General features: G+C 63.2%; 21 protein-coding genes. 10 read left to right on the forward strand and 11 right to left on the reverse strand.

Annotation, left to right across the window (positions count from 1 at the left end):
* Nucleotides 1–21 precede the first annotated feature (21 nt).
* From F3H98_RS00850 to F3H98_RS00865, 4 genes are all read right to left on the reverse strand, one after another.
* A complete protein-coding gene (locus F3H98_RS00850; protein WP_188130296.1) occupies nucleotides 22–1,509 on the reverse strand; it encodes a DUF1254 domain-containing protein in 1,488 nt (495 codons plus the stop codon).
* A gap of 46 nt (nucleotides 1,510–1,555) precedes the next feature.
* Nucleotides 1,556–2,365 carry a transporter gene (locus F3H98_RS00855; protein WP_425294796.1) on the reverse strand — a complete coding sequence of 270 codons (810 nt, stop codon included), beginning with the start codon at nucleotides 2,363–2,365 and terminating at the stop codon, nucleotides 1,556–1,558.
* A gap of 254 nt (nucleotides 2,366–2,619) precedes the next feature.
* A complete protein-coding gene (locus F3H98_RS00860; protein ID WP_149757323.1) occupies nucleotides 2,620–3,831 on the reverse strand; it encodes a cytochrome-c peroxidase in 1,212 nt (403 codons plus the stop codon).
* A 7-nt stretch (nucleotides 3,832–3,838) separates the two neighbouring features.
* A complete protein-coding gene (locus F3H98_RS00865) occupies nucleotides 3,839–4,273 on the reverse strand; it encodes a FixH family protein (protein ID WP_149757325.1) in 435 nt (144 codons plus the stop codon).
* A gap of 205 nt (nucleotides 4,274–4,478) precedes the next feature.
* Here F3H98_RS00865 and F3H98_RS00870 point away from each other — a divergent pair, with 205 nt between their 5' ends.
* Complete coding sequence (locus tag F3H98_RS00870) at nucleotides 4,479–5,399, forward strand: sugar kinase (RefSeq protein ID WP_149757327.1); 921 nt, start codon at nucleotides 4,479–4,481, stop codon at nucleotides 5,397–5,399.
* 9 nt (nucleotides 5,400–5,408) lie between these two features.
* Here the strand turns inward: F3H98_RS00870 and F3H98_RS00875 are convergent, their stop codons facing one another.
* The 3 genes from F3H98_RS00875 to F3H98_RS00885 form a co-directional block, all read right to left on the reverse strand.
* Nucleotides 5,409–6,431, reverse strand: a complete 1,023-nt coding sequence (locus tag F3H98_RS00875) for an aldose epimerase family protein (protein WP_188130308.1) — start codon at nucleotides 6,429–6,431, stop codon at nucleotides 5,409–5,411.
* An 85-nt stretch (nucleotides 6,432–6,516) separates the two neighbouring features.
* A complete protein-coding gene (locus F3H98_RS00880) occupies nucleotides 6,517–7,974 on the reverse strand; it encodes an NAD-dependent succinate-semialdehyde dehydrogenase (RefSeq protein WP_149757331.1) in 1,458 nt (485 codons plus the stop codon).
* A 163-nt stretch (nucleotides 7,975–8,137) separates the two neighbouring features.
* Complete coding sequence (locus F3H98_RS00885) at nucleotides 8,138–9,088, reverse strand: AEC family transporter (RefSeq protein ID WP_149757333.1); 951 nt, start codon at nucleotides 9,086–9,088, stop codon at nucleotides 8,138–8,140.
* 208 nt (nucleotides 9,089–9,296) lie between these two features.
* Between F3H98_RS00885 and F3H98_RS00890 the strand changes: the two genes are divergently transcribed.
* The 6 genes from F3H98_RS00890 (at nucleotide 9,297) to F3H98_RS00915 (ending at nucleotide 14,877) form a co-directional block, all read left to right on the forward strand.
* Nucleotides 9,297–9,851: a histidine phosphatase family protein gene (locus F3H98_RS00890; RefSeq protein ID WP_149757335.1), complete on the forward strand. Its 555-nt coding sequence runs from the start codon at nucleotides 9,297–9,299 to the stop codon at nucleotides 9,849–9,851.
* 135 nt (nucleotides 9,852–9,986) lie between these two features.
* Entirely contained in the window at nucleotides 9,987–10,271 is a 285-nt protein-coding gene (locus tag F3H98_RS00895) for an acyl carrier protein (protein WP_149757337.1), read from the forward strand.
* Nucleotides 10,272–10,296: 25 nt separating this feature from the next.
* A complete protein-coding gene (locus tag F3H98_RS00900; RefSeq protein WP_149757339.1) occupies nucleotides 10,297–11,484 on the forward strand; it encodes a beta-ketoacyl-ACP synthase in 1,188 nt (395 codons plus the stop codon).
* A 19-nt stretch (nucleotides 11,485–11,503) separates the two neighbouring features.
* Nucleotides 11,504–12,775 (forward strand): beta-ketoacyl-ACP synthase, encoded by a 1,272-nt coding sequence (locus F3H98_RS00905; protein ID WP_149757341.1) that lies wholly within the window; start codon nucleotides 11,504–11,506, stop codon nucleotides 12,773–12,775.
* Between the two features lie 91 nt (nucleotides 12,776–12,866).
* Nucleotides 12,867–13,895 (forward strand): zinc-binding dehydrogenase, encoded by a 1,029-nt coding sequence (locus F3H98_RS00910; protein WP_149757343.1) that lies wholly within the window; start codon nucleotides 12,867–12,869, stop codon nucleotides 13,893–13,895.
* Between the two features lie 25 nt (nucleotides 13,896–13,920).
* Nucleotides 13,921–14,877 carry a lipid A biosynthesis lauroyl acyltransferase gene (locus F3H98_RS00915; protein ID WP_149757345.1) on the forward strand — a complete coding sequence of 319 codons (957 nt, stop codon included), beginning with the start codon at nucleotides 13,921–13,923 and terminating at the stop codon, nucleotides 14,875–14,877.
* Between the two features lie 143 nt (nucleotides 14,878–15,020).
* Here the strand turns inward: F3H98_RS00915 and F3H98_RS00920 are convergent, their stop codons facing one another.
* The 4 genes from F3H98_RS00920 to F3H98_RS00945 form a co-directional block, all read right to left on the reverse strand.
* Complete coding sequence (locus F3H98_RS00920) at nucleotides 15,021–15,947, reverse strand: dimethyl sulfoxide reductase anchor subunit family protein (protein WP_149757347.1); 927 nt, start codon at nucleotides 15,945–15,947, stop codon at nucleotides 15,021–15,023.
* 269 nt (nucleotides 15,948–16,216) lie between these two features.
* Nucleotides 16,217–16,984, reverse strand: coding sequence for a 4Fe-4S dicluster domain-containing protein (locus F3H98_RS00930; protein WP_149757349.1), 768 nt, complete (start codon nucleotides 16,982–16,984; stop codon nucleotides 16,217–16,219).
* Nucleotides 16,985–17,153: 169 nt separating this feature from the next.
* The gene (locus F3H98_RS00940; protein WP_149757353.1) at nucleotides 17,154–20,003 is read right to left on the reverse strand and encodes a molybdopterin oxidoreductase family protein; all 2,850 of its coding nucleotides are present in this window, start codon (nucleotides 20,001–20,003) and stop codon (nucleotides 17,154–17,156) included.
* A 286-nt stretch (nucleotides 20,004–20,289) separates the two neighbouring features.
* Complete coding sequence (locus F3H98_RS00945; RefSeq protein ID WP_244621593.1) at nucleotides 20,290–20,682, reverse strand: L,D-transpeptidase; 393 nt, start codon at nucleotides 20,680–20,682, stop codon at nucleotides 20,290–20,292.
* A 296-nt stretch (nucleotides 20,683–20,978) separates the two neighbouring features.
* Between F3H98_RS00945 and F3H98_RS00950 the strand changes: the two genes are divergently transcribed.
* From F3H98_RS00950 to F3H98_RS00960, 3 genes are all read left to right on the forward strand, one after another.
* The gene (locus F3H98_RS00950; RefSeq protein WP_149757357.1) at nucleotides 20,979–22,256 is read left to right on the forward strand and encodes an acetylornithine deacetylase/succinyl-diaminopimelate desuccinylase family protein; all 1,278 of its coding nucleotides are present in this window, start codon (nucleotides 20,979–20,981) and stop codon (nucleotides 22,254–22,256) included.
* A complete protein-coding gene (locus F3H98_RS00955) occupies nucleotides 22,253–22,855 on the forward strand; it encodes an isochorismatase family protein (RefSeq protein ID WP_188130297.1) in 603 nt (200 codons plus the stop codon). Before F3H98_RS00950 ends, F3H98_RS00955 begins: the two co-directional genes overlap by 4 nt.
* 132 nt (nucleotides 22,856–22,987) lie before the next feature.
* Nucleotides 22,988–24,469 carry an ABC transporter substrate-binding protein gene (locus F3H98_RS00960; RefSeq protein ID WP_149757361.1) on the forward strand — a complete coding sequence of 494 codons (1,482 nt, stop codon included), beginning with the start codon at nucleotides 22,988–22,990 and terminating at the stop codon, nucleotides 24,467–24,469.
* Nucleotides 24,470–24,479: the final 10 nt, after the last annotated feature.

Here is a 24,479-nt window from a genome sequence, read left to right on the forward strand (position 1 = left end):
GGCCGTCTAGCGCTGCCGGCTTCAATTCACCTTTTCCAAATCCCCCGGCTTCCATGTCTGGTCGAAGAACGCCTTCTTCGGGCCATAGAGGCGCAGAGCCGTGAAAAAGCCTTTGCCCGGCACGGTGGCCAACCAGTTCTTGCCTTCTCCGGGCGACGTCGGCCCGACATAAATGTCGACCGAGCCATCTGCGTTGGTGACAGGCTTGTCCATGGTGTTGAGCGACGGGAACGGCTGCCCGTTGTCGAGGCCAGACGCGGTCACCGGGTCGTAGAGCGTCAGCGACCAGAAGATCGCGGCAGGAATATTCGGCGGCAGGGTAAGTTTGTAGTTGCGGTCGCCCGACAGGAAATCCCCATCGGCATCCTTGAATGAGTTGGGATATTTGGCCCCGACATTCTCCATGTTCACGGCCATGCCGGGGCTGGTCGAATAGGCGCTGGTGAAAAACCCGGTTCGGCGATCGACTTCGTTGTAGGTGTCGCTTCGGAACTCGGCGCTGCCGCCGGGGAAAGGATTAAGCCACTGCCGGTCCTCGTAATACTTCGGGTTCATGGCCGGCAATATGTGTCCCATGCGCGCGGCGGTCTTGGCAGCAGCATCCAGCAGCTTCTTGGTTGCCTCGTCCGGCGTGAACGGTTTTCCCTTCACGATACCAAGAGAGGCGGCGATGCCGCGCATCTCGAAGTCCCTCGGGTCGACGTATTCGTGGTCGATAAACCGCGCGAACATATCGAACGCCGTACCGTCCTGCGGGAACAGCATGTTGACCGGCACGTCGGACGCATCCGGGAATTCCATCGGCTTGGCGGAATCCTGTTTGCCGAGTGGATAGATCTTCGTCTGCTCCATCACCTTGACCGGCTCTTCCAGCGCGTTGGGATCCTTGAAGAAACCGCGCCAGAACACGAACACTCCGTAGGTGCCCGAACGATAGGGGAAGTAGCCTTCCGGCACATCGCCGGTATAATCAGGCGGCAGCACCAGGTACTTGCCGCCCTTACCCGCATCCGGGCCGGGAAGGCCGACATCGCCGGCCCAGCGCTTGCCGTCGATCTCGCCCTCGGACGGAATCGGCCGCTGCCAGAAATCGTCGATGATGCCCTGCAGGCCAGGCGGCACCTCGATCACCATCGGGCCGTCTTCCTTGAGGTCGAGATAACCCAGCGCATAGATCACGTCTGAATTCGGCGTGGTGATCAGCGTCTTGGCGTTGAGCCGCTTCTTGAAGATCGGCAGCACGTTGTATCCCTTGCCGAACTTGGCTTCCGACCCTTCCTTCATGCCGTACATGTTGAGCGCGGGCAGCGCCCACAGATAGGTCTGCACGGCGCGCTGGAACGTCAGTTCATCGAGCAGGGTCTTGCTGTCGGCGTCCGAGAGATAGCCCCGCTCGTAGGGCATGGCGGCCAGCTCGTCGTAGCGGCTGGACTGGGCGAAAGCCGCCGTTGTCGCGCCAAGGGCCAGCACGAGCGCGGGGAGCAGAAACTTTCCTCGATTGATAATCATGAGAGTTTCCTCGGCTGTTGAATGTGTTGGGGAGTCCGACCCACCCTTATTTTGGAAACAGGAAAGTCACGACGCCGCGAAAGCCCCAACCGTCAGGGCCGCTCTCAGGGCTTTCCGCCCAGTAGCGCGCGCCAACCGTGAAGCTTACAGGTTGCTTGCCGAGGGTGACCAACTTCGCCACGGTGAAGTTGATCGGCACCGACCATTCCTCAGTTTCCCAATTGTAGGTGCTCTCGGTATTGATCCCGAAGGTCCAGGCGTCCTTGGTGGTGTAGGAAACGAAGGGCTGCAGGAAGGTCGAGCTGATATCGGAACGATTGTCGTCGCCGGCAAACGACCAGATGTGATTGGCCAGGATGCCGACAGTCCACGGCCCGGCCTGCTTCAGCGCCACGCCGGTCGGCCCGGCGCCCCATTTCTCGCCGCCGAGCAGATCATCCGTCGCGGTTGGAACCAGGAAGACCGGGCCTGCACCCCAGATGATGCCACCTGGCCCTGGATTCTTCGGAGAGAAGAAGAAGCTCTGGGTGATGTCGCCGAGGCCGAACTGGTAGCCAGACGAGCCGGCAATGTCGTTTTGCCAGATCACCGGGAGGATGGTTCGAGAAATGACGTTCCAGTTTTCGTTCAGCGAAAACGGGATAACCGGCTGGATGTTCACGTAGGACTTGTCGCCGTCGTTCGGCCCAAAGCCGCTGTCATAGTTGAACTGGAAGGGCACGCTGATCAGCGAGGCAACCGGGTTGGACAGTTGCTTCGCCAGGTGTTCGGTATCCTGCGCCACTGCAGTATCGAAAAGAGACCCGGAGAGGAAAAAAGCGCCCGCCAGAGCGGCTGCGCGTGTCGACGGCATCATGGTCGTCCAGCCTCCTGCATGCGAAAGCGGCCTTGGGGACGCGATGGGGATAATATCGGTTACGTCCTTGAGGGCCACCATCCGGGGCGAGTTTGCCCAAAATTTTCCCGAGAAGGTATCGGGTCTAGTACTGAAATTGCTCCAGTGTTCCCTACCCTACGCAGACCCCAGTAGCGTCGCGCCGCATCCATGCATTGCCGAACCTGCGCCCCAAAAACCCTATGTCCGATCCGTCCTTCCGCAGGACAACGGGTTTAACCCGACAGCGCCCTCAAGAACGCGATCAGCGCACCCCGTTCCCGCTCCGAAAGCGTCACCGGGTGCACTTCAGACGTGCCGCTGGGCGCGGCCGGCGCCGTGGCATAATGGTCGAGCACCGCTTCCAGCGTCTCGATCTGCCCGGCATGCATGTAAGGCGGGCGATCCGCGGCGCCCCTGAGCGAAGGCGTCTTGTAGGCGCGTGTCAGCGCCTCGCCAGCCGTCACCATGAAGCGCAGTTCCCCGCAGGCGGCAGGTCCGGCATCGCTGAATTTTCCCAGGCAGTTGAACGGATCGGCGGCGACCTCTTTCACCGCCGTCTCGCGGCCGAGATCCTCGGGTAATCCGGCAACCACGGGCACGCCGGTGTTGTGGAAATGGTTGTCGGTGAAGCGCGCGCCGTTGTGGCAGGTCACGCAGTTGGCCTTGCCGATGAAGAGTTTCAGCCCGAGCATTTCTTCATTGGAGAACGCGGCGTCGCCTTGCGGCTCCTTGCCTGCCGCGAGTGCCGCTGCAAAACGGTCGAACCGCGTTTCCTTTGGCGCGATCGAGCGTTCGAACGTGGCGATCATCTTGCCGATGTTGGAAAAAATCCGGTCGACGTCGCCGCGCTGGGCATCGGTCATGGTATCCCACGCGGCCTTTTCGGCAGCGTCGCCGAGCGGGCCGGCATTTGCCGGCACGCCGGAAAGATCGGGCAGCGGCCCGAAAATCCGCTCGTAACGGTCATGGAAATTGGCCGCGATGAAATGCGCGAAAGCCGCGCGGTTTCCGCCATGCTCGACCGGGTTCTCCATCGGCACCAGCGCCTGCGCCCAAAGGCTGTCGCGGCGTCCGTCCCAGAAGAACCACGGGCTCCAGGCGACGCCGGCGAGTGGCATGGTGCGGCGATTGGTGGTGCCGATACCCTTTGCCAGCGGCAGGTCGTCCTGGAACTGCCGGTCGATCAGGTGGCAGGTCGAGCAGGAAACGGCGCCGTTGGCGCTCATGCGTGTGTCGAAGAATAGCGTGGCGCCAAGTGCCGCCGCCGCCGGATCGTTGGCCACCTTGTTGGTCGGATCGTCCGGCAACGGCGGCAAGGCGCTCAGCGCCAGCGAGGCGATCGTCTGTTTTTCGGCGTCGCTGAACTCTGTCGGCTGGCAGCCGGTCACCAGCATCGACACCGCAACGAATGCGCCTAGCCGAAAGCGGGTTGAGGCGGCGCGCATCGCCGCCTCACAGCACCAGGTTGAAGGTGACGCGGTCGTCGCCGGGCGGCGCCGAAATCGCGAATTTCAGCTCCCACCAGCCGGCCATGTTGAATTTTACCCCTTCGATCCTGTAGCGGCCCTCGCCCAGATAGGAGGTCATCTGCGGGCTGGTCGGCAATCCATGCCCGTGCTGCGGCATGCCGCCGTCGACCGCGATCGTCGCGCCTTCGACCGGCTTGTTGTCCGGCGTCGCCAGCGTCAGCACCCATGCGTGCAGTTCGCCTTGCCGCAGCGGTTCCTGTTCCGGCGCCACCGTCGCCAGATAGAACTTCTGTTCGCTAAGCTTTGAGCGAGCCATGTCGAGATCGTCGGGCGGCGCCATCATCATGTGGACCGCAACCGCGGCGATCGCGACGACCACGGCTGCTGCCGCGATCAGGATCCAGTGTGTTCTTTTCATGCGAATGCAGCCTCGTCCGTCATTGCCTAAAGCGGGTTCCCCACCGTTGGCTCTCTTCTCTGCCGTCCATTTGCGAGCGGCCTGAGGACGGCCACCCGGTTCAACCATAAACGCCGCCATTAACCCACAGCTTCCCGAAGCTTTGCCATGGCGCGATAGCGCCGTACACTATAGACGAAGTGTCCGACAGAGGAGGAGCGGCGGGATGGCTGAGGGAATAGCCGCGATCGGCGAATGCATGCTGGAACTCTCCGGCCAGGCCGGATCGAGCTGGCGAATGGGCTATGCCGGCGATACCTTCAACACGCTGTGGGCGATGCGTGCGCTGTCGCCCGGCCACCACGTCGATTACGTCTCGGCGTTCGGCGATGACCCTTTTTCGCAAGCTCAGATCGCCTTTTTCCGCGACCATAACATCGGCACAGCGCAAAGCCCGGTCATTCCCGGCGCCCGCCCCGGCCTCTACGCCATCACCCTGACCGGCGCCGAACGCTCCTTTACCTACTGGCGTTCCGACGCGGCAGCCCGCCAGCTTGCCAGCGACCCTGCCAAACTGGAAAAAAGCCTTGAAAACAGGGCGCTTGTCTACTTTTCCGGAATCACTTTGGCAATTCTCTCTACGCAAGCCCGCCTGACCTTGCTCAACGCCATCGCCGCCGAGCGTGCAAAAGGCTGCCACATCGCTTTCGATCCCAATTACCGGCCGCGCTTGTGGGCGGATGCGGCCGCCGCCCGTGGCGTAATCGCCGAGGCGCTGGAAGTCACCGACATAGCGCTGCCCACCTTCCCCGACGAAGAAATGCTCTATGGCGACGCCTCTCCCGAAGACACGGCGCGGCGGCTGGAGCGCGCCGGCGTCGCCGAAATCGTTGTCAAGAACGGCGACCAGCCGGCGCTGATTTCGCACTACGAAAAGCTGGAGAGCGTGCCGGCAACCCATATCGCCGCACCGCTCGATACCACCGGGGCCGGCGATTCCTTCAACGGCGCCTATCTGTCCGCAAGGCTGCTTGGCATTCCACCTGCCGAGGCTGTGCGGCGCGCTCACCGGGTCGCCGGCGCCGTCGTCCAGGTGCGCGGCGCTCTGGCTCCGTTCGACTTTCTTCGCACCGCGTTCGACCGCTGAGTTTCCCCCTCAGGGCAGCTTGAACCGATATTCGGTCGTCTGGCGGTAGATTTCGCCGGGCCACAGCACGGCTTGCGGAAAATACGGCCGGTTCGGCGAATCCGGCCACACCTGCGGCTCCAGTGCAAAACCAGCATGCGCCTGGTAACGCCTTCCGCCATGTCCCAGCGCGTCTCGTCCGCCCAGCTTGTGGCCGGCGTAAAACTGCACCCCGGGCTCGGTCGTCCACACTTCCATCTCGACGCCAGAGGCAGCACCCTGCGCCCACGCCGCCTGGTGCAGCGGCCCGCGCGCCGCGGCGAGGCAGAAATTGTGATCGTAAAGCAGTTGTTCGCCCTCGGTCTCCATGCGGATCTGGCGCGCCAGACGGAAATCGAACGGCGTGCCGTCCACCGGCTGCACGACGCCGGTCGGGATCAACTCGTCGTCGACCGGCAGATAGGCGGCAGTATTCAGCATCAGCCGGTGATCAAGGATATCGCCGCTGCCCCCATCATCGAGATTGAAATAGGAATGGTGCGCCAGGTTGCACAGTGTCGGCTCGTCGGTCGTCGCCGTGTATTCGATCGAAAGCGTGCCGGGAATTTTGAGCCGGTAGGTGCAGGTCACATCGATCGTGCCGGGAAAACCCATGTCGCCATCGGCCGAACGCAGCGAAAACGTCACATAATCGCTGCCGTGCAGCGCCACGTCCCAAACCCGCTTGCCGAATCCCTTCGCACCGCCATGGAGCGCATGCTTTCCGAGGAAATTGGTATCGGCCTGGTAGCGTTTTCCCGCGATGGTGAAGCGGCCGCCACGGATGCGGTTGGCGTAACGCCCGACCGTCGCGCCAAAATAGGGTGAATGCGCGGGATAGTCCTCGAAGCGATCGTAGCCTAGCACCAGCGGCGGCTCGTGGCCGGCGAGCCGTAGATCCTGGAGCACCGCGCCCCAGGTCATCACCTCTGCGGTAAGCCCGCCGCCCGCTATCGTGAAGCGTTCGACGGCCTCGCCTTCCCCCGTGGTGCTGCCGAAGATCTCCCCGCCCATGCGCATCGCAACCGCCCCTCAAGACATCTCGAACTACAGGTCGGGACCGGCCCTTTCAGGCCGGCCTCATCTGAAAGTCGGCGTCCTAGAGGCCCAGGCCGCCGAGGCAGACATATTTGGTATCGAGATAATCCTCGATGCCCTGATGCCCGCCTTCCTTGCCGAGACCGGATTCCTTGACGCCGCCAAACGGAGCTTCCGGCGTGGTGATCAGCCCTTCGTTGACGCCCACCATGCCATATTTCAGCCCTTCCATGACCCGGAAGGCGCGGCCGAGGTCGCCGGTGTAGAAATAGCAGGCGAGGCCGAACTCGGTGTCGTTTGCCAGCCGCACCGCCTCTTCTTCGCTCTTGAACTCGAACACCGGGGCGACCGGCCCGAAAATTTCTTCCTTCATGAACATCATGTCCGGCTTGGCGCCGGAAATCACCGTCGGCTCGAAGAACGAGCCGCCGAGCGCGTGCCGCTTGCCGCCGGTGACGACAGTCGCGCCTTTCGCCTTGGCGTCGGCGACGAATTCTTCCGTCTTCTGTGCCGCCTTCTCGTCGATCAGCGGGCCCTGCTGGGTGCCTTCCTCCAGCCCGGAGCCGACCTTCAGCTTCTCGGTCGCTTCCGCCAGCCGCTCCACGAACTTGTCATGGATGCCGGCCTGCACGAAGAAGCGGTTGGTGCACACGCAGGTCTGGCCGGAATTGCGGAACTTCGCGACCATGGCGCCTTCCACCGCGCGGTCCAGATCGGCGTCGTCGAACACGATGAAGGGCGCGTTACCGCCAAGCTCCATCGAAACCTTCTTCACCGTCGTGGCCGACTTCTGGATCAGCATCTTTCCGACCGGCGTCGAGCCGGTGAACGTGATCTTCTTGACCAGCGGGTTGGCGCAGATTTCGTCGCCGATCTCGCCGGGAGAACCGGTCACGATGTTGATGACGCCTTTCGGGATGCCCACCTCCTCGGCCAGCACGCCCCAGGCGAGTGCCGAATAAGGCGTCTGCGTCGCCGGCTTCACGACCGAGGTGCAGCCGGCGGCAAGTGCCGGCCCGAGCTTGCGGGCGAGCATGGAGGACGGGAAATTCCAAGGCGTTATCGCCGCGATGACGCCCACCGGCTCCTTGGTCACGATGATGCGGCGGTCGGCCCACGGAGACGGCACCACGTCGCCATAGGTGCGGCGGCCTTCCTCGGCAAACCACAGAACATATGCGGCCGACATGCCGACCTCGCCGCGCGCCTCGAACAGCGACTTGCCCTGCTCGGTGGTCAAGAGTTCGGCGAGCACATCCTGGTTGTCCATGATGGCGTCGTGCAGCTTGCGCAGAAGCTTCGAGCGCTCGAGCGCCGACGTCTTCCTCCAGGTCAGGAACGCCTTGTCGGCGGCTTCGATGGCGCGGCGGGTCTCGGCAGCGCCCGATTTCGGCACCGTACCGATCTTAAGGCCCGTGGCGGGATTGATGACGTCGATCGTCGCGCCGGTATCGGCCTGCACCCACTCACCGTTGATGAGGTTGGCCTGTTTCATGAAATGGCTGGTTTTCTGGAGCATTTTTCTGCCTCCTGGCGGGCGCCGCGAGGGCGCGTGAATTTTGATCGACAAACGCGCTCACAGGCAGGGAAAGCCTCCCGCGCGCCACGCGCAAGCTCTTACCTTACGATGCGCCGTTCAAGCAACCGCGATCATGGGATTGTGAATGGGCCAGCGAGAGGCTCTAACCAAATACCGCTTGTCCAACCGCCAGCCAGAACGCGGTGGAGACCACCGCGAACGCGGTGGCGATCGTCATCTGGTTCGATGCCAATGCCTGGCCGGTGCCGAACTGCGTGGCGATCAGGTAGGAGTTGACGCCGGACGGCAGTGCGGCGGCCGCGACCGCCACCTTGGCCGGCAGCGGCGGCAGGCCGAGCAGCCAGGCCATCCCGAGCGCCACGGCCGGCATCAGGAAGAGTTTCATGAAAGACAGCACCACAGCCGGCGCGACATGCCCGGAAATGCCAAATTTCCTCAAGCCCAGCCCCATGGCGAACAGCGCCAGCGGCGCCGCGATGTCGGCCAGCGCATCGACAAAATGCTCGGCCAGGTTCGGCAAGGCAATGCCGGTCGCCCGCCACAGCCAGCCGCACACAATGCCGATGACCAGCGGGTTGGCGCCGATCTTGCGCAGGAAGTCGCGGATCATGGCCGACAGGTGCACGCCGCCGTTTTTCCGCCGCCCGAACACCTCGAACAGGATGATCGACGCCATCAGCATTGTCGGCAGGTGCACCGCGATGATCAGTGACAAGATCTCGAAACCTTGCGGACCGAAGACGCCGAGCATGAACGGCGCACCGAGCAGCACCAGGTTGGAGAACGAAGTTGCCACGCCGCCGACCACGCCCGCCTGCCCGTCCCTGCCGAAAATGCGAGTAATAGTGAGGTGCCCAGCCGTCCAGGCGACGATGACGGCGGTGAAATAGGTCGCCCACAGCGCCCAGGGCGCCGTGCCATGGAAGTCGGCGTTGACCATCGTGCGGAAGAGCAGCAGCGGCAGCGCCACCCCGACCGCGAAAGCCGAGAGCGCATCGCCAACCTCGGTCTTGAGATAGCCGGTCAGTCCGGCGAGATAGCCGAGCGCGACGAGGCCGAAGACGAACAGCACTGTTTCGATGAGCGGAGACATGCTGCGCTCTTAGAGCATGATCCCGAAAAGTGGAAACCGGTTTTCGGAAAAGATCACGCTCCAACAAAGAGATAGAGCCCCATTCCGATGCATCGGAATGGAACGGGCTCTAGATGCATGATCCCGAAAAGTGGAAACCGCCGTTTCGCAGGCGGGTTGTTTTTCCCCGCGCTTTCCCATCCCTATATCCTGGAACCGGAGGAATTTGATGCTTCGACTGGCCGCGGCCCTGTTCGCGCTACTTCTCCTGAGCCCCGCGCAGGCCACCGAGTTGGGCTGGGCCTTGTTGCGCGATGGCGGCCGGGCCGTGCTGATCCGCCACGCCATGGTCACCGGAGGTGGCGATCCCGCCGGGTTCAACATCGAAAAATGCGCCACCCAGCAGAAGCTTTCGGAGCGCGGCAAACAGCAGGCGCGCAAGATCGGCGCGCTGTTCGCGGCCCGCGCCGCACCCATCGACCGCGTGCTGTCCAGCCGCTATTGCCGGGCATTCGATACCGCGACAATCGCTTTCGAGTACAACGAGGCCGAGAAATTCGAACCGCTCGACCTGCTCTCCAAGGACCCCGCCGTCGCAGCCGGGCAGAACGCCGCGGTGGTGAAGGAAATCAGCGATTTCACCGGCGATGGCAACCTCGTTCTGGTCACCCATCTCGAGAACATTATGGCGCTCACCGGCGCCGGCGCTCGCGAAGGCGAAGCGGTGATCGTCGGCGTCGACGGCGAAAAACTGCGCGTGCTCGGCCGCATCATCTTCAACTGAAGGCCGGATATCGAGGGTCCCGGAAACGCCGCAGCAGCCATGGCGAACGGTTTAGCCCTTTTCCTGCAAGGCAAAACCGATTAGAGAGCCCGACAAACTCCGCCACTGAATCTGACCCGACCGAGGGAATTACCCGTGCCGACCACATTTGAAAAAGTTGCGAAAATCATTGCCGACACCAGTGAAATCGACATCGATTCGATCACGCCGGAAAGCCATACGATCGACGACCTCGGCATCGACAGCCTGGATTTCCTCGACATCGTGTTCGCCATCGACAAGGAATTCGGCATCAAGGTGCCGCTTGAGAAGTGGACGCAGGAAGTCAATGACGGCAAGGTTTCGACGGAAGAATACTTCGTCATGAAGAACCTCTGCGCCAAGATCGACGACCTCGTCGCGGCCAAGAACGCCGCCTGATCCGGCCGGCAGCAATCGGACACCCATGAGCGCTCGCGACGTCGTCATCACCGGCATCGGCCTCGTCTCCTCGCTGGGCGAAGGTGCCGAGGCGCACTGGCAGAAACTGTCGGCGCCGGGCATCAAGCCGGTGGTCGACGAGGCGCGCTATGCGCCCTATTGCGTGCATCCGCTTCCGGAGATCGACTGGAGCCTGCAGATCGCCAAGCGCGGCGACCAGCGCCAGATGGAAAACTGGCAGCGGCTAGGCACCTATACGGCCGGTCTGGCGCTCGACGACGCCGGCATGAAGGGTGATGAAGCGCTCTGCTCGACCATGGACATGATCGTGGCGGCGGGGGGCGGCGAGCGTGACGAGGCGGTGGATCAGACGATTCTCGACGCCTCGGCGACCCGCAACGACCGCGAAGTGCTGCTCAACGAAAAACTCACCACCGAGCTTCGTCCGACCCTTTTCCTGGCGCAGCTTTCCAATCTGCTCGCCGGCAACATCTCCATCGTCCACAAGGTCACCGGCTCCTCGCGCACCTTCATGGGTGAAGAAGGCGCCGGCATCTCGGCGGTCGAGACAGCGGCAGCGCGCATCCGCTCCGGCCAGTCGACCCACGCCTTGGTGGGCGGAGCTTTCCAGACCGAACATTCCGACATGCTGCTTGCCTACGAACTCGCCGGCTACCTGCATCGCGGCGCGTGGAAATCCGTTTGGGATCGCCAGGGCGCGGCAGGTGGCGGCGTCGTCACCGGCTCTGGTGCAGCGTTCCTGGTGCTGGAATCGCGCGAACATGCCGAGAAGCGCGGCCGCACTGTCTATGCCGCACTCGGCCCGGTCGCCGGCGCCCGCAACAATCGTTCCGGCAACGGACTTGCTGCGGCTGTGACGGAACTCGTCAAGGCGACGGGCATTCCAGCTGGCCGGCTGCTGGCGCTGTCAGGCGCTTCCGGGGCGCACGCCGCGACAGCGGCGGAAAAGACAGCACTCGCCGAGGCCGGCGATCTCGCAGTGCGGGGTGTTTCGACTATCACCGGCCATCTGAAGGAGGCGCAGTTTCCGTTCGCCATCGCGCTGGCAGCGCTCGCGGTGAAGAACGGTGCGGGATATCCGGCCTTCGATGCGGCCAACGAGCCGTCATATGAAGGCGTGCCGGAGGCTGCGCTCGCCACCGCCATCGGCTATCATCGCTTCGAAGGCGCGGCGCTCGTCACCCGGGCGTAGGCGCAAAGGGAAAAGGGTCATGGCAGGAACCAAAGACCATCTCGGCAGGCCGGTCGTCGCGGTCACCGGCATCGGTGTCGTCACCTCGCTCGGCGTCGGCAAGAAGGACAATTGGGCAGCCCTTACCTCGGGGCGCTCCGGCATCCATCCGATCACCCGATTCCCGGTCGATCACCTGAACACCCGCATCGCCGGCACCGTCGATTTCCTTGGCTCTAGCGACAAGGGGGCTGCCGCCCTCACCTACGAGCTGGCCGAAACCGCGGCGCGTGAAGCGCTCGACGAGGCAGGTTTCACCAACGGCCATTTCTCCGGCCCCCTGTTCCTCGCCTCGCCGCCGGTCGAAATGGACTGGCATGACCGCTTCTCGCTCTACAATTCGGTGAAGGAACCGGAAGGCTATCAGCGCCTCCTGACCGTCGGCCGCAGCCTGAAGACGCAGGACATTTTCGAGACGGCGCAATTTGGCTCCATCGCCGACCGGCTGGCCGACCGTTTCGGCACGCAGGGCCTGCCGGTGACGCTTTCCACGGCCTGCGCCTCCGGCGCCACCGCGATCCAGCTCGGCGTCGAGGCGATCCAGCGCGGCGAAGCCGAGCGCGCCGTCGCCATCGGCGCCGATGGTTCGGCGACCGCCGAGGCGCTGATTCGTTTTTCGCTGCTGTCGGCGCTGTCGACCAGCAACGACAATCCCGAAAAGGCGTCCAAGCCGTTCTCCAAGGACCGCGACGGCTTCGTTCTGGCCGAAGGTTCGGCAGCCCTTGTGCTGGAATCGCTGGAAAGCGCGATGGCGCGCGGCGCGACAATTCTTGGCGTCCTCAGCGGCTGTGGCGAAAAGGCCGACGATTTCCATCGTACCCGCTCCAAGCCCGATGGTTCGCCGGCGATCGCGGCGGTGAAGGCAGCCCTCGCCGACGCTGGGTTGCGCGACGACGAGATCGACTACGTCAACGCGCACGGCACCTCGACGCCTGAAAACGACAAGATGGAACATCTGTCGCTGTCGACCGTGTTCGGCGACCGCATCCGCTCCATGCCCGTGTCGTCGAACAAGTCGATGATCGGCCACACACTGTCTGCCGCCGGCGCGATCGAAGCCGCCTTTTCGCTGATGACCATGCGTGAAGGCGTCATTCCGCCGACCATCAACTACGACAATCCCGATCCCGCGATCGAGCTCGACGTGGTGCCGAATGTGAAACGGGAAGCTGAGGTTCGCACCGTGCTTTCCAATTCCTTCGGCTTTGGCGGCCAGAACACCTGCCTTGTCATGGCGCGAGAACCGGTCTAAGCGACCGGCTCCAGAGCAATTCCAGGAAAAGTGGATACCGGTTTTCCGTCCGGAATTGCGGAAAACAATGCCTTACTGACAGGGAATAACGATGCGCGCACTGCAACTCGTCGACGACCGCAAGCTCGAGATCGTCGACCTGGCCCCGCCACCGCCGCCCGCACGCGGCGAGGTCACGCTGCGCATCAAGGCGGTGGCGCTCAACCACATCGACGTGTGGGGCTGGCGCGGCATGGCGTTCGCCAAGCGCAAGATGCCACTGGTGATCGGCGCGGAGGCGTCGGGCGAAGTCGACGCGGTCGGCGCCGGCGTCTCCAATCTGATGCCCGGGCAACTGGTTTCGATCTACGGTGCGCGCACCTGCGGCCTCTGCCGCCCGTGCCGCGAAGGCCGTGACAATCTGTGCGAACATGTTTCGGGCGTACACGGCTTCCACCTCGACGGGTTTGCGCAGGAGAAGATAAACCTTCCGGCGCGCTTGCTGGTCCCCGCACCGCCCGGCGTCGACGCCGTGGGCGCGGCGGTAGCACCCGTGACCTTCGGCACCGTCGAGCACATGCTGTTCGACAATGCCAAGCTCCAGCCCGGCGAAACGATCCTCGTCCATGCCGGCGGCTCGGGTATCGGCTCGGCCGCGATCCAGCTCGCCAAGCGCATGGGCTGCACGGTCATCACCACGGTCGGCTCCGACGCCAAGATCGAGAAAGCCAAGGCGCTGGGGGCCGACCACGTCATCAACTACCGCGAGGACCGCTTCGAGGGTGTCGTGCGCAAGTTGACGAAGAAGAAGGGCGTCGATGTCGTCTTCGAGCATGTCGGCGCCGACACCTGGGCCGGTTCCATGCTGTGCATGAAGCGCGGCGGACGGCTGGTTACCTGCGGTTCCACCTCCGGCGTTTCCACCCAGATGAACCTGATGCAGCTTTTCCAGCAGCAGCTGAAGATCCTCGGTTCGTTCGGCTGCCGCATGGAGAACATGGCCGACGCCATGCAGAAGATGGCTGCCGGCATCGTCAGCCCGGTGATCGATACGCAAGCCGGTTTCGACGACATCGACACGGCGCTCAAGCGCATGGAAGGCCGCGACGTCTTCGGCAAGATCATCCTGCAGGTCGACTGAAACCATGATCGAGGCTCGGAGCTTTATGCGGCAGGTTATCGCGCGCCTGCTGCAGGGCCTGAAACAGCTCAATTACTGGCTGATCGCGCAGCTCGTTCTGGCCATGCTGACGGTGCTGCGCCTGTTGCCGCCGGACAAGGCGCTGAATTTCGCCGACCGCGCAGCCCGCAAGGTTGGCCCATGGATCGGCCGCCATCGCGTCGCGCTCGACAATCTGCGCAAGGCTTATCCGGAAAAGACGGAAGCCGAGATCGAAGCGATCGCCCTCGACATGTGGGGCAACATGGCAAGGCTCGGCGCCGAATACATCTTCCTCGACCGGCTGTTCGACTATGTGCCGGACGTCCGCACCGACGGCCGCATCGACGTTTCCGGCAAGGAGACGTTCCTCAAGTTGGCGGCGGAAAAAGACACGCCGCACATCATCTTCACCGGCCATCTCGGCAATTTCGAACTGCTGCCGGTGGCGGGTGCGGCCTTCGGGCTGCATGTCACCGCGATGTTCCGACCGCCGAACAACCCCTACATCGCGAAATACGTGTTCTCGACGCGGCAATCGAAGATGGGCGGGTTGCTGGCCTCGCGCGCGGGCGCTGCCTTCGCTCTCGCCCGCATCCTTGAGGCTGGCGGCAACATCGGCGTGCTGGTCGACCAGAAATTCCAGTACGGCATCCGCACGAAGTTCTTCAACCGCGAATGCGAGACGAGCCCCCTGGTGCCGAAACTCGCCAAGCAATATGGCTGCGATGTCTATCCCGCCCGCTGCATTCGCCTGCCTGGCAACAAGTTCCGCCTGATTCTTGAAGACAAGCTTGAACTGCCGCTTGCGGAAGACGGCCAGATCGACGTGGCGGCGACCGCGCAGCTCCTGACCGACGTGGTCGAGCGCTGGGTGCGCGAGGATCCCGGCCAGTGGATGTGGTTCCACAAGCGCTGGAACATCATGCCGCCGAAGGCCAACCGGGCGATACGAACGGCGTAAGTGTCTGAATCAAAAATGCGGCATGCCGTGGCGAAAGTGGCGGATTTCGAGAACCGGAGCGCAGCGTACATTTGGGTATGTGAGCACCGGAAGCGCAGAAAGCCGTAATTTGCAGCCCGGCATGGCGACTTTTGGATCAGACACTAACCCCCGTAATAGTTCATCACCGCGTGCCGCGCCTCGGCGAAGAACAGCCAGCGTTCAGCGAGCATGCCAAGGACATGCGCGGCAACCGCTAGCGCCATTGCCAGCGCTGCAATCAACCCACCATCGGAACCCGCGATCGGCAGGACGAGCGCGATAACCGCCGGCACGACGCCTCCCGACAGCAATGAGAGTTGGCGCAGCTTGCCTGCATGCTTGCGGGCGATGCGAAAGCCCATTTCGCGGGTGAGGTAGTTTTCGGTCATATGCGGCCGTTCGAACAGGCGCACCTTGCCGATGTCGCCAAGGCCGGTGGCGCTTTCGGGTGTCGACAGCGGCGCCATCGCGTCCATGTTGCGGCGCCATGCGAGCTTCGCCGTCCAGGCGGCGGCGGTGAAGACAACGGCCATCACGGACAATAAAAGCAGCGGACCCCCGCTAGACGCGGCAAAAAACAGGCCGAGCAACGCGCCGCCGGAGGCTGCAAAGAGCAAATAGCAAAGCGGCGTCAGCGGTGTGTGCCAGGCCTGCACCGATTTCAGCGAGGCATAGATCATCGCCGTGCAGTAGACGGTGATGCCGGCAAACAGGGTTCCGAGCAGTCCGGGCAGCATCAGGTACCGGCTTTCGATCACCGCTGCCCAGGCTGACCACAAAAGTGGCACGAACGTCAGTATCGCCATCACGCCTTCGCGCGACAGCCAGCTGGAACGCCATTGCGACAATGCCCGCCAGGCGCGCTGCGGGTTGCCGAGGTGCAACGTCGACGAGGCGAGGCCGGCGGCGATCAGCAGCAGCGCCAGCACATGCGCGATCTTGGTGGCCACAAGCGACGGGTCGAGCACGCCGAGCCCAAGCAGCGCGGCAAGCCCATAGCCGAGACCGGACAGCGTGGTGAAGACGATGATGGAAGGCGCGGGATGCATGGAGGCTTAACCTTCCCCGTGTAGGGAGGGTCGACGCTCAACGCCGGCATGGGTGGCAAAGGAAAGAGCATCGCATTTTGTCGCGCCCCCCTCTGTCCTGCCGGACATCTCCCCCACAAGGGGGGAGATCGATGGCTTCGGCATTGCCGCTCTTTCGGCAACGTTGAAGGTTAGCGATGGGAAAGCGGCCGGCCAATCTCCCCCCTTGAGGGGGAGATTTCCGGCAGCACAGAGGGGGGCAACGTAGGGCGCCAGCATCGATAGCAACATCAAATCCGGTCCAGCACCCCGTCGAGCCAGGCGAAGAACCCTTTCGCCCCTTCCGTATCCTCGGCCAGGGGCGACGCCGCAGCACTGGCGGCCAGGCTTTTGCGCGGACGCGGCGGCAGGTATTTGTTGACCGGCCGCGTGCCCTGCTCCGGCATCAGGTCCATGCCGCCGCGTTCCATGACCATGATCGACACCGCCGATTGCGGGTCGGAAAAATCGCCGAAATGCCGCGCATTCGCCGGGCAGGTGCGCACGCAGGCCGGCTGGCGATCGACCTCTTCCATGGTCTCGTTGTAGATGCGGTCGATGCACAGCGTGCATTTTTTCATGACGCCGGCAGCAAGATCCATCTCCCGCGCGCCATAGGGACAGGCCCAGGCGCATAGCCCGCAGCCGATGCACTTGTCCTCGTCGACCAGCACGATGCCATCCTCGGCGCGCTTGTAGGAGGCGCCGGTCGGGCAGACGGTGACGCAGGGCGCGTCCTCGCAGTGCAAACATGATTTGGGGAAATGCACGATGCGCGCTTCGCCGGCCTCGCCGACAATCTCCCCACCCTGCGGCATCACCTCGAATGTGTGGACGCGGTTCAGCCAGGCGCCGGAAACATCGGCGCCGTACGGGTCCTGGTCCGACAGCGCCGAGCCGTAGCCGCCGGTGTTCCATTCCTTGCAGTTGACGACGCAGGCGTGGCAGCCGACGCAGACGTCGAGATCGATGACCAGCCCGAGCTTTTTTGCGGTCGGCTGTGTGGGGAGGCTGGTCATCGCCGCTCCCTTCCTTCTCCCCGTTGACGGGGAGAAGGTGGCCCGTAGGGCCGGATGAGGGGCAGCGCCGATGTCGAAGCTTCGCGCCGCCCCTCACCTGCCTGCCGGCATCCTCTCCCCGTGAACGGGGAGAGGAAATCTGGTGGCAGCCTCAGCGGCATCATCGCCCTCACTTCGCCCACTCCTGCCCGTAACGAAGCTGCTCCACCTCGGCATGCGCCCTGCCCGGCTCCACCACCGCCGCGAAATGCGGCTCGCTCATCTCCGCCCGCTCCGCTTTCTCGATGCGCACGCGCAAATCGTACCAGGCCGCCTGTCCGGTGATCGGATCGGAGTTCGACCAGCGCATGCCGTCGCCCTTCGGCGGTAGAAGTTCGTTGATCAAGTGGTTCATCAGGAAGCCTTTTTTGGCTTCCGGAACATCGCTGTCCAGGCCCCAGGCGCCGGCGCGCTTGCCGATAGCGTTCCAGGTCCAAATGGTATCGCGGTTGACCGCCTCGCTGCGCGCGATTTCCACCTTGATGCGGCCATGGCTGGAAATCACCCAGATCCAGTCCCCGTCCGACAGCCCCATTTCATCGCAGATAGGCCCCGGCACATAGAGCGGGTTCCGGGTGTGGATTTGCCGCAGCCAGGCATTCATCGAACCCCAGGAATGATACATCGCCGCCGGCCGCTGGGTGATCGCGTGATAGGGAAACTCCTGGCGCTCGACAGCGGCTTCCTCGAACGGCCGGTACCAGTCGGGCAACGGCCAGAACGTGTCGAGAATGCGCTGGCGGTGGGTTTCAGGCGCCTTCGGTTCGCGCAAACCTTCAGCGGAAAGGCGGAACTTCTGCAGCGATTCCTGATAGAGCTGGAAGGTCACCGGCTTCGGCTGGTCGAAGAAGCCCATGCGCACGGCGAAATCCTGATACGCCTTGTTGGCGTGCTTGAAGAACTGCGCCTCCATGGGGATGTGGGCCGAGAAGAACGACCCGTTTTCGATGTAGCGTTTCAGCTGGTCGGGATTGACCGCTCCCCTGCCCGTGCGGTCGCCGTCGACGCCGCGGAATCCGGCCAGCGGCCCGATGCCCGGCCGCCGCTCGTGGCGCACGATATAGTCGGCATAGTCCTTGTAGAGCGCCTTGCCGCGATGGTCGACGAAACCGTTGAGCTTCAGCCGCGCGGCAAGATCGAGCAGCACGGTCTGGAAGCCGCGCACGTCGCGGTCGGGCTCGACCACCGGCCAGCGGATCGCATCCTGCACGGCGTCGGGTTCAGAGATCGGCCTGTCGAGCAGCGAGATGCAGTCGTGGCGTTCGAGATAGGTGGTGTCGGGCAGCACGAGGTCGGCATAAGCCACCATTTCCGAGGCATAGGCGTCGGAATAGATGATTTTGGGGATCTTGTAGTCGCCAGTGGCCGGGTCCTTGTCTTCCAGCATCTTGATGACGCCGGCAGTGTTCATCGACGAATTCCATGCCATGTTGGCCATGTAGAGGAACAGCACGTCGACGGGATAGGGATCGCCGGCATGCGCGTTGGCGATCACCATGTGCATGGCGCCATGCACGGCAAACGGCGCGTCCCACGAAAACGCCTTGTCGATGCGGTTCGGCCTGCCGTCTGCGTCGATCAGCATGTCTTCCGGCCCGCGCGGAAAACCGAGATGCGGGCCCGACAGCGGCTTGTTGGAGCCGAAATGTTCGGCGCGGCCATGCGGTGTCGGATGCGCCTCGACTGGCTTGGGATAAGGCGGCTCGTAGCGGAAGGCGCCGGGGCAATCGACCGCGCCGATCAGCACCTGCAGCATGTGCAGCGCGCGCGCCGTCTGGAAGCCGTTGGAATGGGCCGAAAGCCCGCGCATCGCGTGGAACGAAACCGGCCGGCCGACGAAACTCTCGTGACGCTCGCCATGCATGTCGGTCCATGGCTGGTCGATGCTGATCGCCTCGTCGAAGGCGACACGGGCAATCTCCGAAGCGAGGCCGCGAATGATGTCGGGCGCAACGCCGGTCTCCCGGGCTGCCGCCTCCGGCGCGTATTTCGGGTCGAGGTACTTTTCGGCAAGAAGCTGGAAGGACGGCACGGCGAAGCGACCATCGTCGAGCTGGAAGCGGCCTGAAAGCGCCGGCCGAGCGCCCTTGGTGCCCTCCGGCACCGGTCGCTCGGTGACCGTCTCGAACACCATCGCCTTGCCTTCCGCGTCGCGGGCGAACAGCCCGTGCTCGGCGGTGCCCGGCGCATCGATGACCAGCCAGGGCGCGTTGGAATAGCGCATGAGGTAATCGACGTCGATCTTCCGCGCTTTCAGCAGCTCGTGCACCACGGCCAGGATAAGCAGCCCGTCGGTGCCCGGCCTGATGCCGATCCAGTTGTCGGCCACCGCCGAATAACCGGTGCGGACGGGATTGACCGAAACGAAGCGGGCGCCGTTTTTCTTGACCTTGGCGATGCCCATCTTCAGCGGGTTGGAATCGTGGTCTTCCGCCACGCCGAACATGACGAAGAGCTTCGTGCGCTCCCAATCCGGCGCGCCGAACTCCCAGAAAGCGCCGCCGATGGTCATGATGCCGGCAGCCGCCATGTTGACCGAGCAGAAGCCGCCATGCGCGGCATAATTGGGCGTGCCGAACTGCTGCGCCCAGAAGCCGGTAAGCGACTGCGACTGGTCGCGGCCGGTGAAGAAGGCAAGCTTCTTCGGATCGGTTTCGCGGACATGGCCGAGCCAACCTGCTGCAAGCTCCAGCGCCTCGTCCCAGGAGATTTCCCTGAACTCGCCCGAACCCCGCGGCCCGGTACGCAGCAGCGGCGCGCGAAGCCGCGCCGGGGCGTAGTGCTGCATGATGCCGGCGGATCCCTTGGCGCACAGAACACCCTTGTTGACCGGGTGGTCGCGGTTGCCCTCGATGTAGCGGATCTTGCCGTCCTTGATGTGGACGTTGATGCCGCACCGGCAGGCGCACATGTAGCATGTGGTCTTGCGGACTTCGTCGGCTACCGGCTTCGACAGCGCGACTCGCGGCGAGGACTTCATCGATTGGGCTCCCTACGCGGAGTCCTATCGGGCAGCCGTGGGAAAAGAAATGCCTTCCATCCTCTTTTCAGGGCAATTTGTTCTAATCCTGCATAGACTTATAGCCGAGCCTCCCTCGGCCATCGGTCCACTGCGGTGTGATCAGGGTGTGTTGAGATTCAGGTCAGGCCGAGCCGAGAATGACGGATTTCGAGAACCGGAGCGCAGCGTACATTTGGGTACGTGAGCACCGGAAGCGCAGAAAGCCGCCATTTACAGGCCGGCATCACCTGAATATCAGCACACCCTAGTTGACGAGCACGATCCGCGTGTTCTTCCGCCCGACCTGCTTGACCAGCGAATAGAAAAGCGCGGCATTGCCGGTCGCCAGCCGCACGCAGCCATGCGATGCGGGGCGTCCCAGTTGCTTCACATAGCCGGTGCCGTGGATGGCGTAACCGCCGCGGAAGAACACCGAATACGGCATCGGCGACATGTCGTATTTGCGCGAGTACCACATCCTGTGGAGGCGGGTTGGCCTGTAGGTGCCGCGCGGCGTCCAATATCCTTTGCGTGCCGTCGAAACCCGCCAGGTGTAAATCACCCGCCCCTGCTTGCTGACGGTCATCGTCTGGTTGCTGATGTCGATGCGGGCGACGAGGCCTGCCGCCCACCCCTGTCCAGTCGCACCAAGCAGCATTGTGACGAAAGTTATTGTAGCAAGGACTAATATTCTCATGAAAGCGACCCAAGACCTGCAAATTTCGACCAACTAGACTTGGCCTTCTTCAATGCAGATGCAACGACGTTACATTAGTTTCTTAAAAATTCTCTGATTATGGCCATCGTTTACAGAACACTTGTTTGTGAATGTTGCCGGCGCGCAACGGCGCGACTGGCCCCGGGTGCCCGAAACTGTTCCCGGCTTCGGTACGACGCCCTTTGGCCCAACTGTGCCGTCTTGCCAAACGCCCTGCTTGCCTGCTCAATCCGCCGATGAACGAAAAACTGATGACGACGATCGACGAGCGCGTCGAAGACCTGGTCGCGCTGACGGCGGAGCTGATCCGCTTCCCCACGATCAACCCGCCCGGCGAAGCTTATGCGCCCTGTGCCGAATACATAGCCGCGCGGCTGAAGAAGCGGCGCTTCGAAACCCAGTTCATCCGCGCCGAGGGCGCACCCGGCGACACCGACCGCTATCCGCGCGTCAACGTGGTGGCGCGATTCGACGGCCGCTCCAGCGGCGCCACCGTGCACTTCAATTCGCACATCGACGTGGTTGAGGCCGGCGATGGCTGGAGCGTCGACCCGTTTGCCGGCGTGGTGAGGGACGGCAAGGTTTTCGGGCGCGGCGCCTGCGACATGAAGGGCGGTCTAGCCGCCTCGATCATTGCTGCGGAGGCGTTCATGGACGTCTACCCGGATTTCCCCGGTGCGATCGAGATTTCCGGCACCGTCGACGAGGAATCCGGCGGCTTCGGCGGCGTCGCCTATCTTGCTCGCAAGGGTTTCTTCTCCAAGCCGCGCGTCGACCATGTGATCATCCCCGAACCGCTGAACAAGGACCGCATCTGCCTCGGCCATCGCGGCGTGTGGTGGGCCGAGATCGAGACCAAGGGCGAGATCGCGCACGGCTCGATGCCGTTCCTCGGCGATTGCGCGGTGCGCCACATGGGCGCGGTGCTGAACGCCTTCGAGAACGAGTTGTTTCCGGCACTTGACCGCAAGCGGACGAAAATGCCGGTAGTGCCGGAAGGTGCCAAGCGCTCGACCATGAACATCAATTCGATCCATGGCGGCCAGACCGACGATTTCTTTCCCGGCCTGCCCTCTCCCAACGTGCCGGATTCGGCGAAGATGGTGATCGACCGCCGCTTCCTGCTGGAAGAGAATCTGGATGACGTGAAGGGCGAGGTGACGAAAATCCTCGACCGGCTGAAACGCGATCGCCCGAAATTCGACTACGAGATCCGCGACCTGATGGAAGTTTTGCCGCTGATGACCGAGCGCGACGCGCCCGTGGTGACCGCTGTGGCCCAGGGCATCCGCGAAATCTTCGGCAAGGAACCGGACTACGTCATTTCCCCCGGCACTTACGACCAGAAGCACATTTCGCGCATCGGCCATCTGCATGACTGCATCGCCTATGGCCCAGGCATTCTCGACCTGGCGCACCGCCCTGACGAATGGGTCGGCATATCCGACATGGTCGAATCGGCGAAGGTGATGGCGATCGGGCTGGAGGCGCTGTTGCTGGGCGCAGCCCGATGAGCGGCGAAGGCCTTCCACTTGCCTCGGCCGGCATGATCGAGCCCGATGATTCCATCCTTGTCGTCATCGACGTGCAGGAGGGCTTTCTAAAGAAGCTGGAGCCCGCCCGACGCGATCCAATGGTGGACCGATGCCGTTTTCTGATCGAGGCGGCGCTGTGTATGACAATCCCGATTTTCGTGACCGTGGAGGAGCCCGATGTGAACGGGCCGACAATACCGGTCCTGCGTGCCTTGCTCGGGCCGGGTGTCCCCGATTGGGAAAAGAACGTGTTCGGCCTCTGCGGACAGGACGACCTGCGCGAGGCGATCCTTGCCCATCGCCGACGAACGGCGGTGCTCGTCGGCCTGGAGACCGACGTCTGCGTACTGCACAGCGCGGTTGGACTTCTTCAGAACGGCTTTCGGGTTGCAGTTGTCAGCGATGCCACGGCGGCGCCGGGAGAAGAGCATGAACTCGGCTTGCGACGCGCGGCAGGGTTTGGTGCGGAACTCGCTCATGCCAAGGGCGTCTACTATGAGTGGGTGAGATCGCTCGACGGCTTGCAAGCCGTCAAGGCCAGTGCGCCGATCGTGCCGCCCCAGGGATCCGCGCTTTGACGTGTTTTTTGCGATCTGCCAGGACACGAACCGGACATTTCCTCGCCTCCCCCATAAACGCAACAAACGGAATTGCCTTTGGTGCGAATTCCCGCTTCTATCCCGATGATTTCGAGACAGCGGAGGAAAACCATGCAGATGTGGACGAAAATTCTCGCAGCGACCGCGCTCGCACTGGCTTCAAGCACGGGGGCGATGGCGGCGAGAACCGATCTCGTTGTGGGCGTGGTTTTGGAACCGCCACATCTCGACCCGACCGCAGGTGCTGCAGCCGCGATCGACGAAGTTCTCTACGCCAACGTCTTCGAGGGCCTGACCCGCATCAGCGCGCAAGGCGAGGTGCTGCCGGATCTGGCTGAAAGCTGGACCGTATCGGACGACGGCAAGTCCTATACGTTCAAGCTCCATACCGGCGTGAAGTTTCACGACGGTACCGATTTCACCGCCGACGACGTGAAGTTCTCGCTCGACCGGGCCCGCGCCGAAGGTTCCACCAACGCGCAGAAGGGCCTGTTCGCCGCGATCGACACGGTTGAGGTCGTCGATCCCGCCACCGTGAAGGTGACGCTGAAAAACCCGCAAGGCCTGTTTCTCTACAATATGGGCGTCGGCGACGCCGTGATCGTCGCGCCGGAATCGGCTGACGGCAACAAGGAAAAGCCGATCGGCACCGGCCCGTTCAAATTCGACAGCTGGGCCAAGGGCTCCTCGATCAAGCTTTCCAAGGCGCAAGGTTATTGGGGCGATCCGGTAGCACTCGAAAAGGTCGAGTTCCGGATCATTCCCGACGCCGCCGCATCTATACCGGCGCTGCTTTCCGGTGACGTGCAGGCGTTTCCGAACGCCCCGGTCGGCGATGCGCTGGCGCAGTTGCAGTCCGATCCGCGTCTGAAAGTGGTTATCGGTTCGACCGAAGGCGAAACGGTGCTGTCGATCAACAACAAGAAGCCGCCCTTCGACAAGCTGGAGGTGCGGCAGGCCATCGCTTCGGCGATCGACCGCAAGGCCGTTATCGACGCCGCCTCCAACGGCCTCGGCCAGCCGATCGGCTCCTTCATGTCGCCCGCCAATCCGGCCTATGTCGACCTGACCGGGACCTACCCGCAGGATGTCGCCAAGGCCAAGGAATATCTAAAGGCGGCGGGGCTGGAAAACGGCTTCAACGCCACCATCAAGCTACCGCCGCCGGCCTATGCGCGGCTTGGCGGCGAGGTGATCGCCGCGCAGCTGCGCGAGATCGGCGTCAACCTGGAAATCATCCCGGTCGAATGGGCTGACTGGCTGAGCAAGGTGTTCACCGACAAGGATTACGATCTCACCATCGTCTCGCATACCGAGCCGAACGACATCGATATCTTTTCGCGCCCCGGCTACTACTTCCAGTACGAGAACCCGGAATTCAACAAGCTGATCGAAGAGCTCGGCGTCACCAATGACGACGCCAAGCGCAAGGAAATCCTGGCCGCCGCGCAGAAGATTCTCGCCCACGACGTGCCGGCGGTCTTCCTGTTCGAACTGCCCAAGATCGGAGTGTGGGACGCCAAGCTCGAGGGAATGTGGGAAAACGCGCCGATCCAGGCCACCGACCTGACCAAGGTGAAATGGGCGGAGTGAGCAACGTCGA

It is taken from the genome of Neomesorhizobium albiziae, assembly GCF_900114255.1.
In the GTDB taxonomy this organism is placed as follows: domain Bacteria; phylum Pseudomonadota; class Alphaproteobacteria; order Rhizobiales; family Rhizobiaceae; genus Neomesorhizobium; species Neomesorhizobium albiziae.

Excerpts from the sequence above, each read along its gene's own strand:
- F3H98_RS00850 (WP_188130296.1), bottom strand. The coding sequence starts at position 1,509 with ATGATTATCAATCGAGGAAAGTTTCTGCTCCCCGCGCTCGTGCTGGCC.
- F3H98_RS00855 (WP_425294796.1), bottom strand. The coding sequence starts at position 2,365 with ATGATGCCGTCGACACGCGCAGCCGCTCTGGCGGGCGCTTTTTTCCTC.
- F3H98_RS00860 (WP_149757323.1), bottom strand. The coding sequence starts at position 3,831 with ATGCGCGCCGCCTCAACCCGCTTTCGGCTAGGCGCATTCGTTGCGGTG.
- F3H98_RS00865 (WP_149757325.1), bottom strand. The coding sequence starts at position 4,273 with ATGAAAAGAACACACTGGATCCTGATCGCGGCAGCAGCCGTGGTCGTC.
- F3H98_RS00870 (WP_149757327.1), top strand. The coding sequence starts at position 4,479 with ATGGCTGAGGGAATAGCCGCGATCGGCGAATGCATGCTGGAACTCTCC.
- F3H98_RS00875 (WP_188130308.1), bottom strand. The coding sequence starts at position 6,431 with ATGGGCGGGGAGATCTTCGGCAGCACCACGGGGGAAGGCGAGGCCGTC.
- F3H98_RS00880 (WP_149757331.1), bottom strand. The coding sequence starts at position 7,974 with ATGCTCCAGAAAACCAGCCATTTCATGAAACAGGCCAACCTCATCAAC.
- F3H98_RS00885 (WP_149757333.1), bottom strand. The coding sequence starts at position 9,088 with ATGTCTCCGCTCATCGAAACAGTGCTGTTCGTCTTCGGCCTCGTCGCG.
- F3H98_RS00890 (WP_149757335.1), top strand. The coding sequence starts at position 9,297 with ATGCTTCGACTGGCCGCGGCCCTGTTCGCGCTACTTCTCCTGAGCCCC.
- F3H98_RS00900 (WP_149757339.1), top strand. The coding sequence starts at position 10,297 with ATGAGCGCTCGCGACGTCGTCATCACCGGCATCGGCCTCGTCTCCTCG.
- F3H98_RS00905 (WP_149757341.1), top strand. The coding sequence starts at position 11,504 with ATGGCAGGAACCAAAGACCATCTCGGCAGGCCGGTCGTCGCGGTCACC.
- F3H98_RS00910 (WP_149757343.1), top strand. The coding sequence starts at position 12,867 with ATGCGCGCACTGCAACTCGTCGACGACCGCAAGCTCGAGATCGTCGAC.
- F3H98_RS00915 (WP_149757345.1), top strand. The coding sequence starts at position 13,921 with ATGCGGCAGGTTATCGCGCGCCTGCTGCAGGGCCTGAAACAGCTCAAT.
- F3H98_RS00920 (WP_149757347.1), bottom strand. The coding sequence starts at position 15,947 with ATGCATCCCGCGCCTTCCATCATCGTCTTCACCACGCTGTCCGGTCTC.
- F3H98_RS00930 (WP_149757349.1), bottom strand. The coding sequence starts at position 16,984 with ATGACCAGCCTCCCCACACAGCCGACCGCAAAAAAGCTCGGGCTGGTC.
- F3H98_RS00940 (WP_149757353.1), bottom strand. The coding sequence starts at position 20,003 with ATGAAGTCCTCGCCGCGAGTCGCGCTGTCGAAGCCGGTAGCCGACGAA.
- F3H98_RS00945 (WP_244621593.1), bottom strand. The coding sequence starts at position 20,682 with ATGCTGCTTGGTGCGACTGGACAGGGGTGGGCGGCAGGCCTCGTCGCC.
- F3H98_RS00950 (WP_149757357.1), top strand. The coding sequence starts at position 20,979 with ATGAACGAAAAACTGATGACGACGATCGACGAGCGCGTCGAAGACCTG.
- F3H98_RS00955 (WP_188130297.1), top strand. The coding sequence starts at position 22,253 with ATGAGCGGCGAAGGCCTTCCACTTGCCTCGGCCGGCATGATCGAGCCC.
- F3H98_RS00960 (WP_149757361.1), top strand. The coding sequence starts at position 22,988 with ATGCAGATGTGGACGAAAATTCTCGCAGCGACCGCGCTCGCACTGGCT.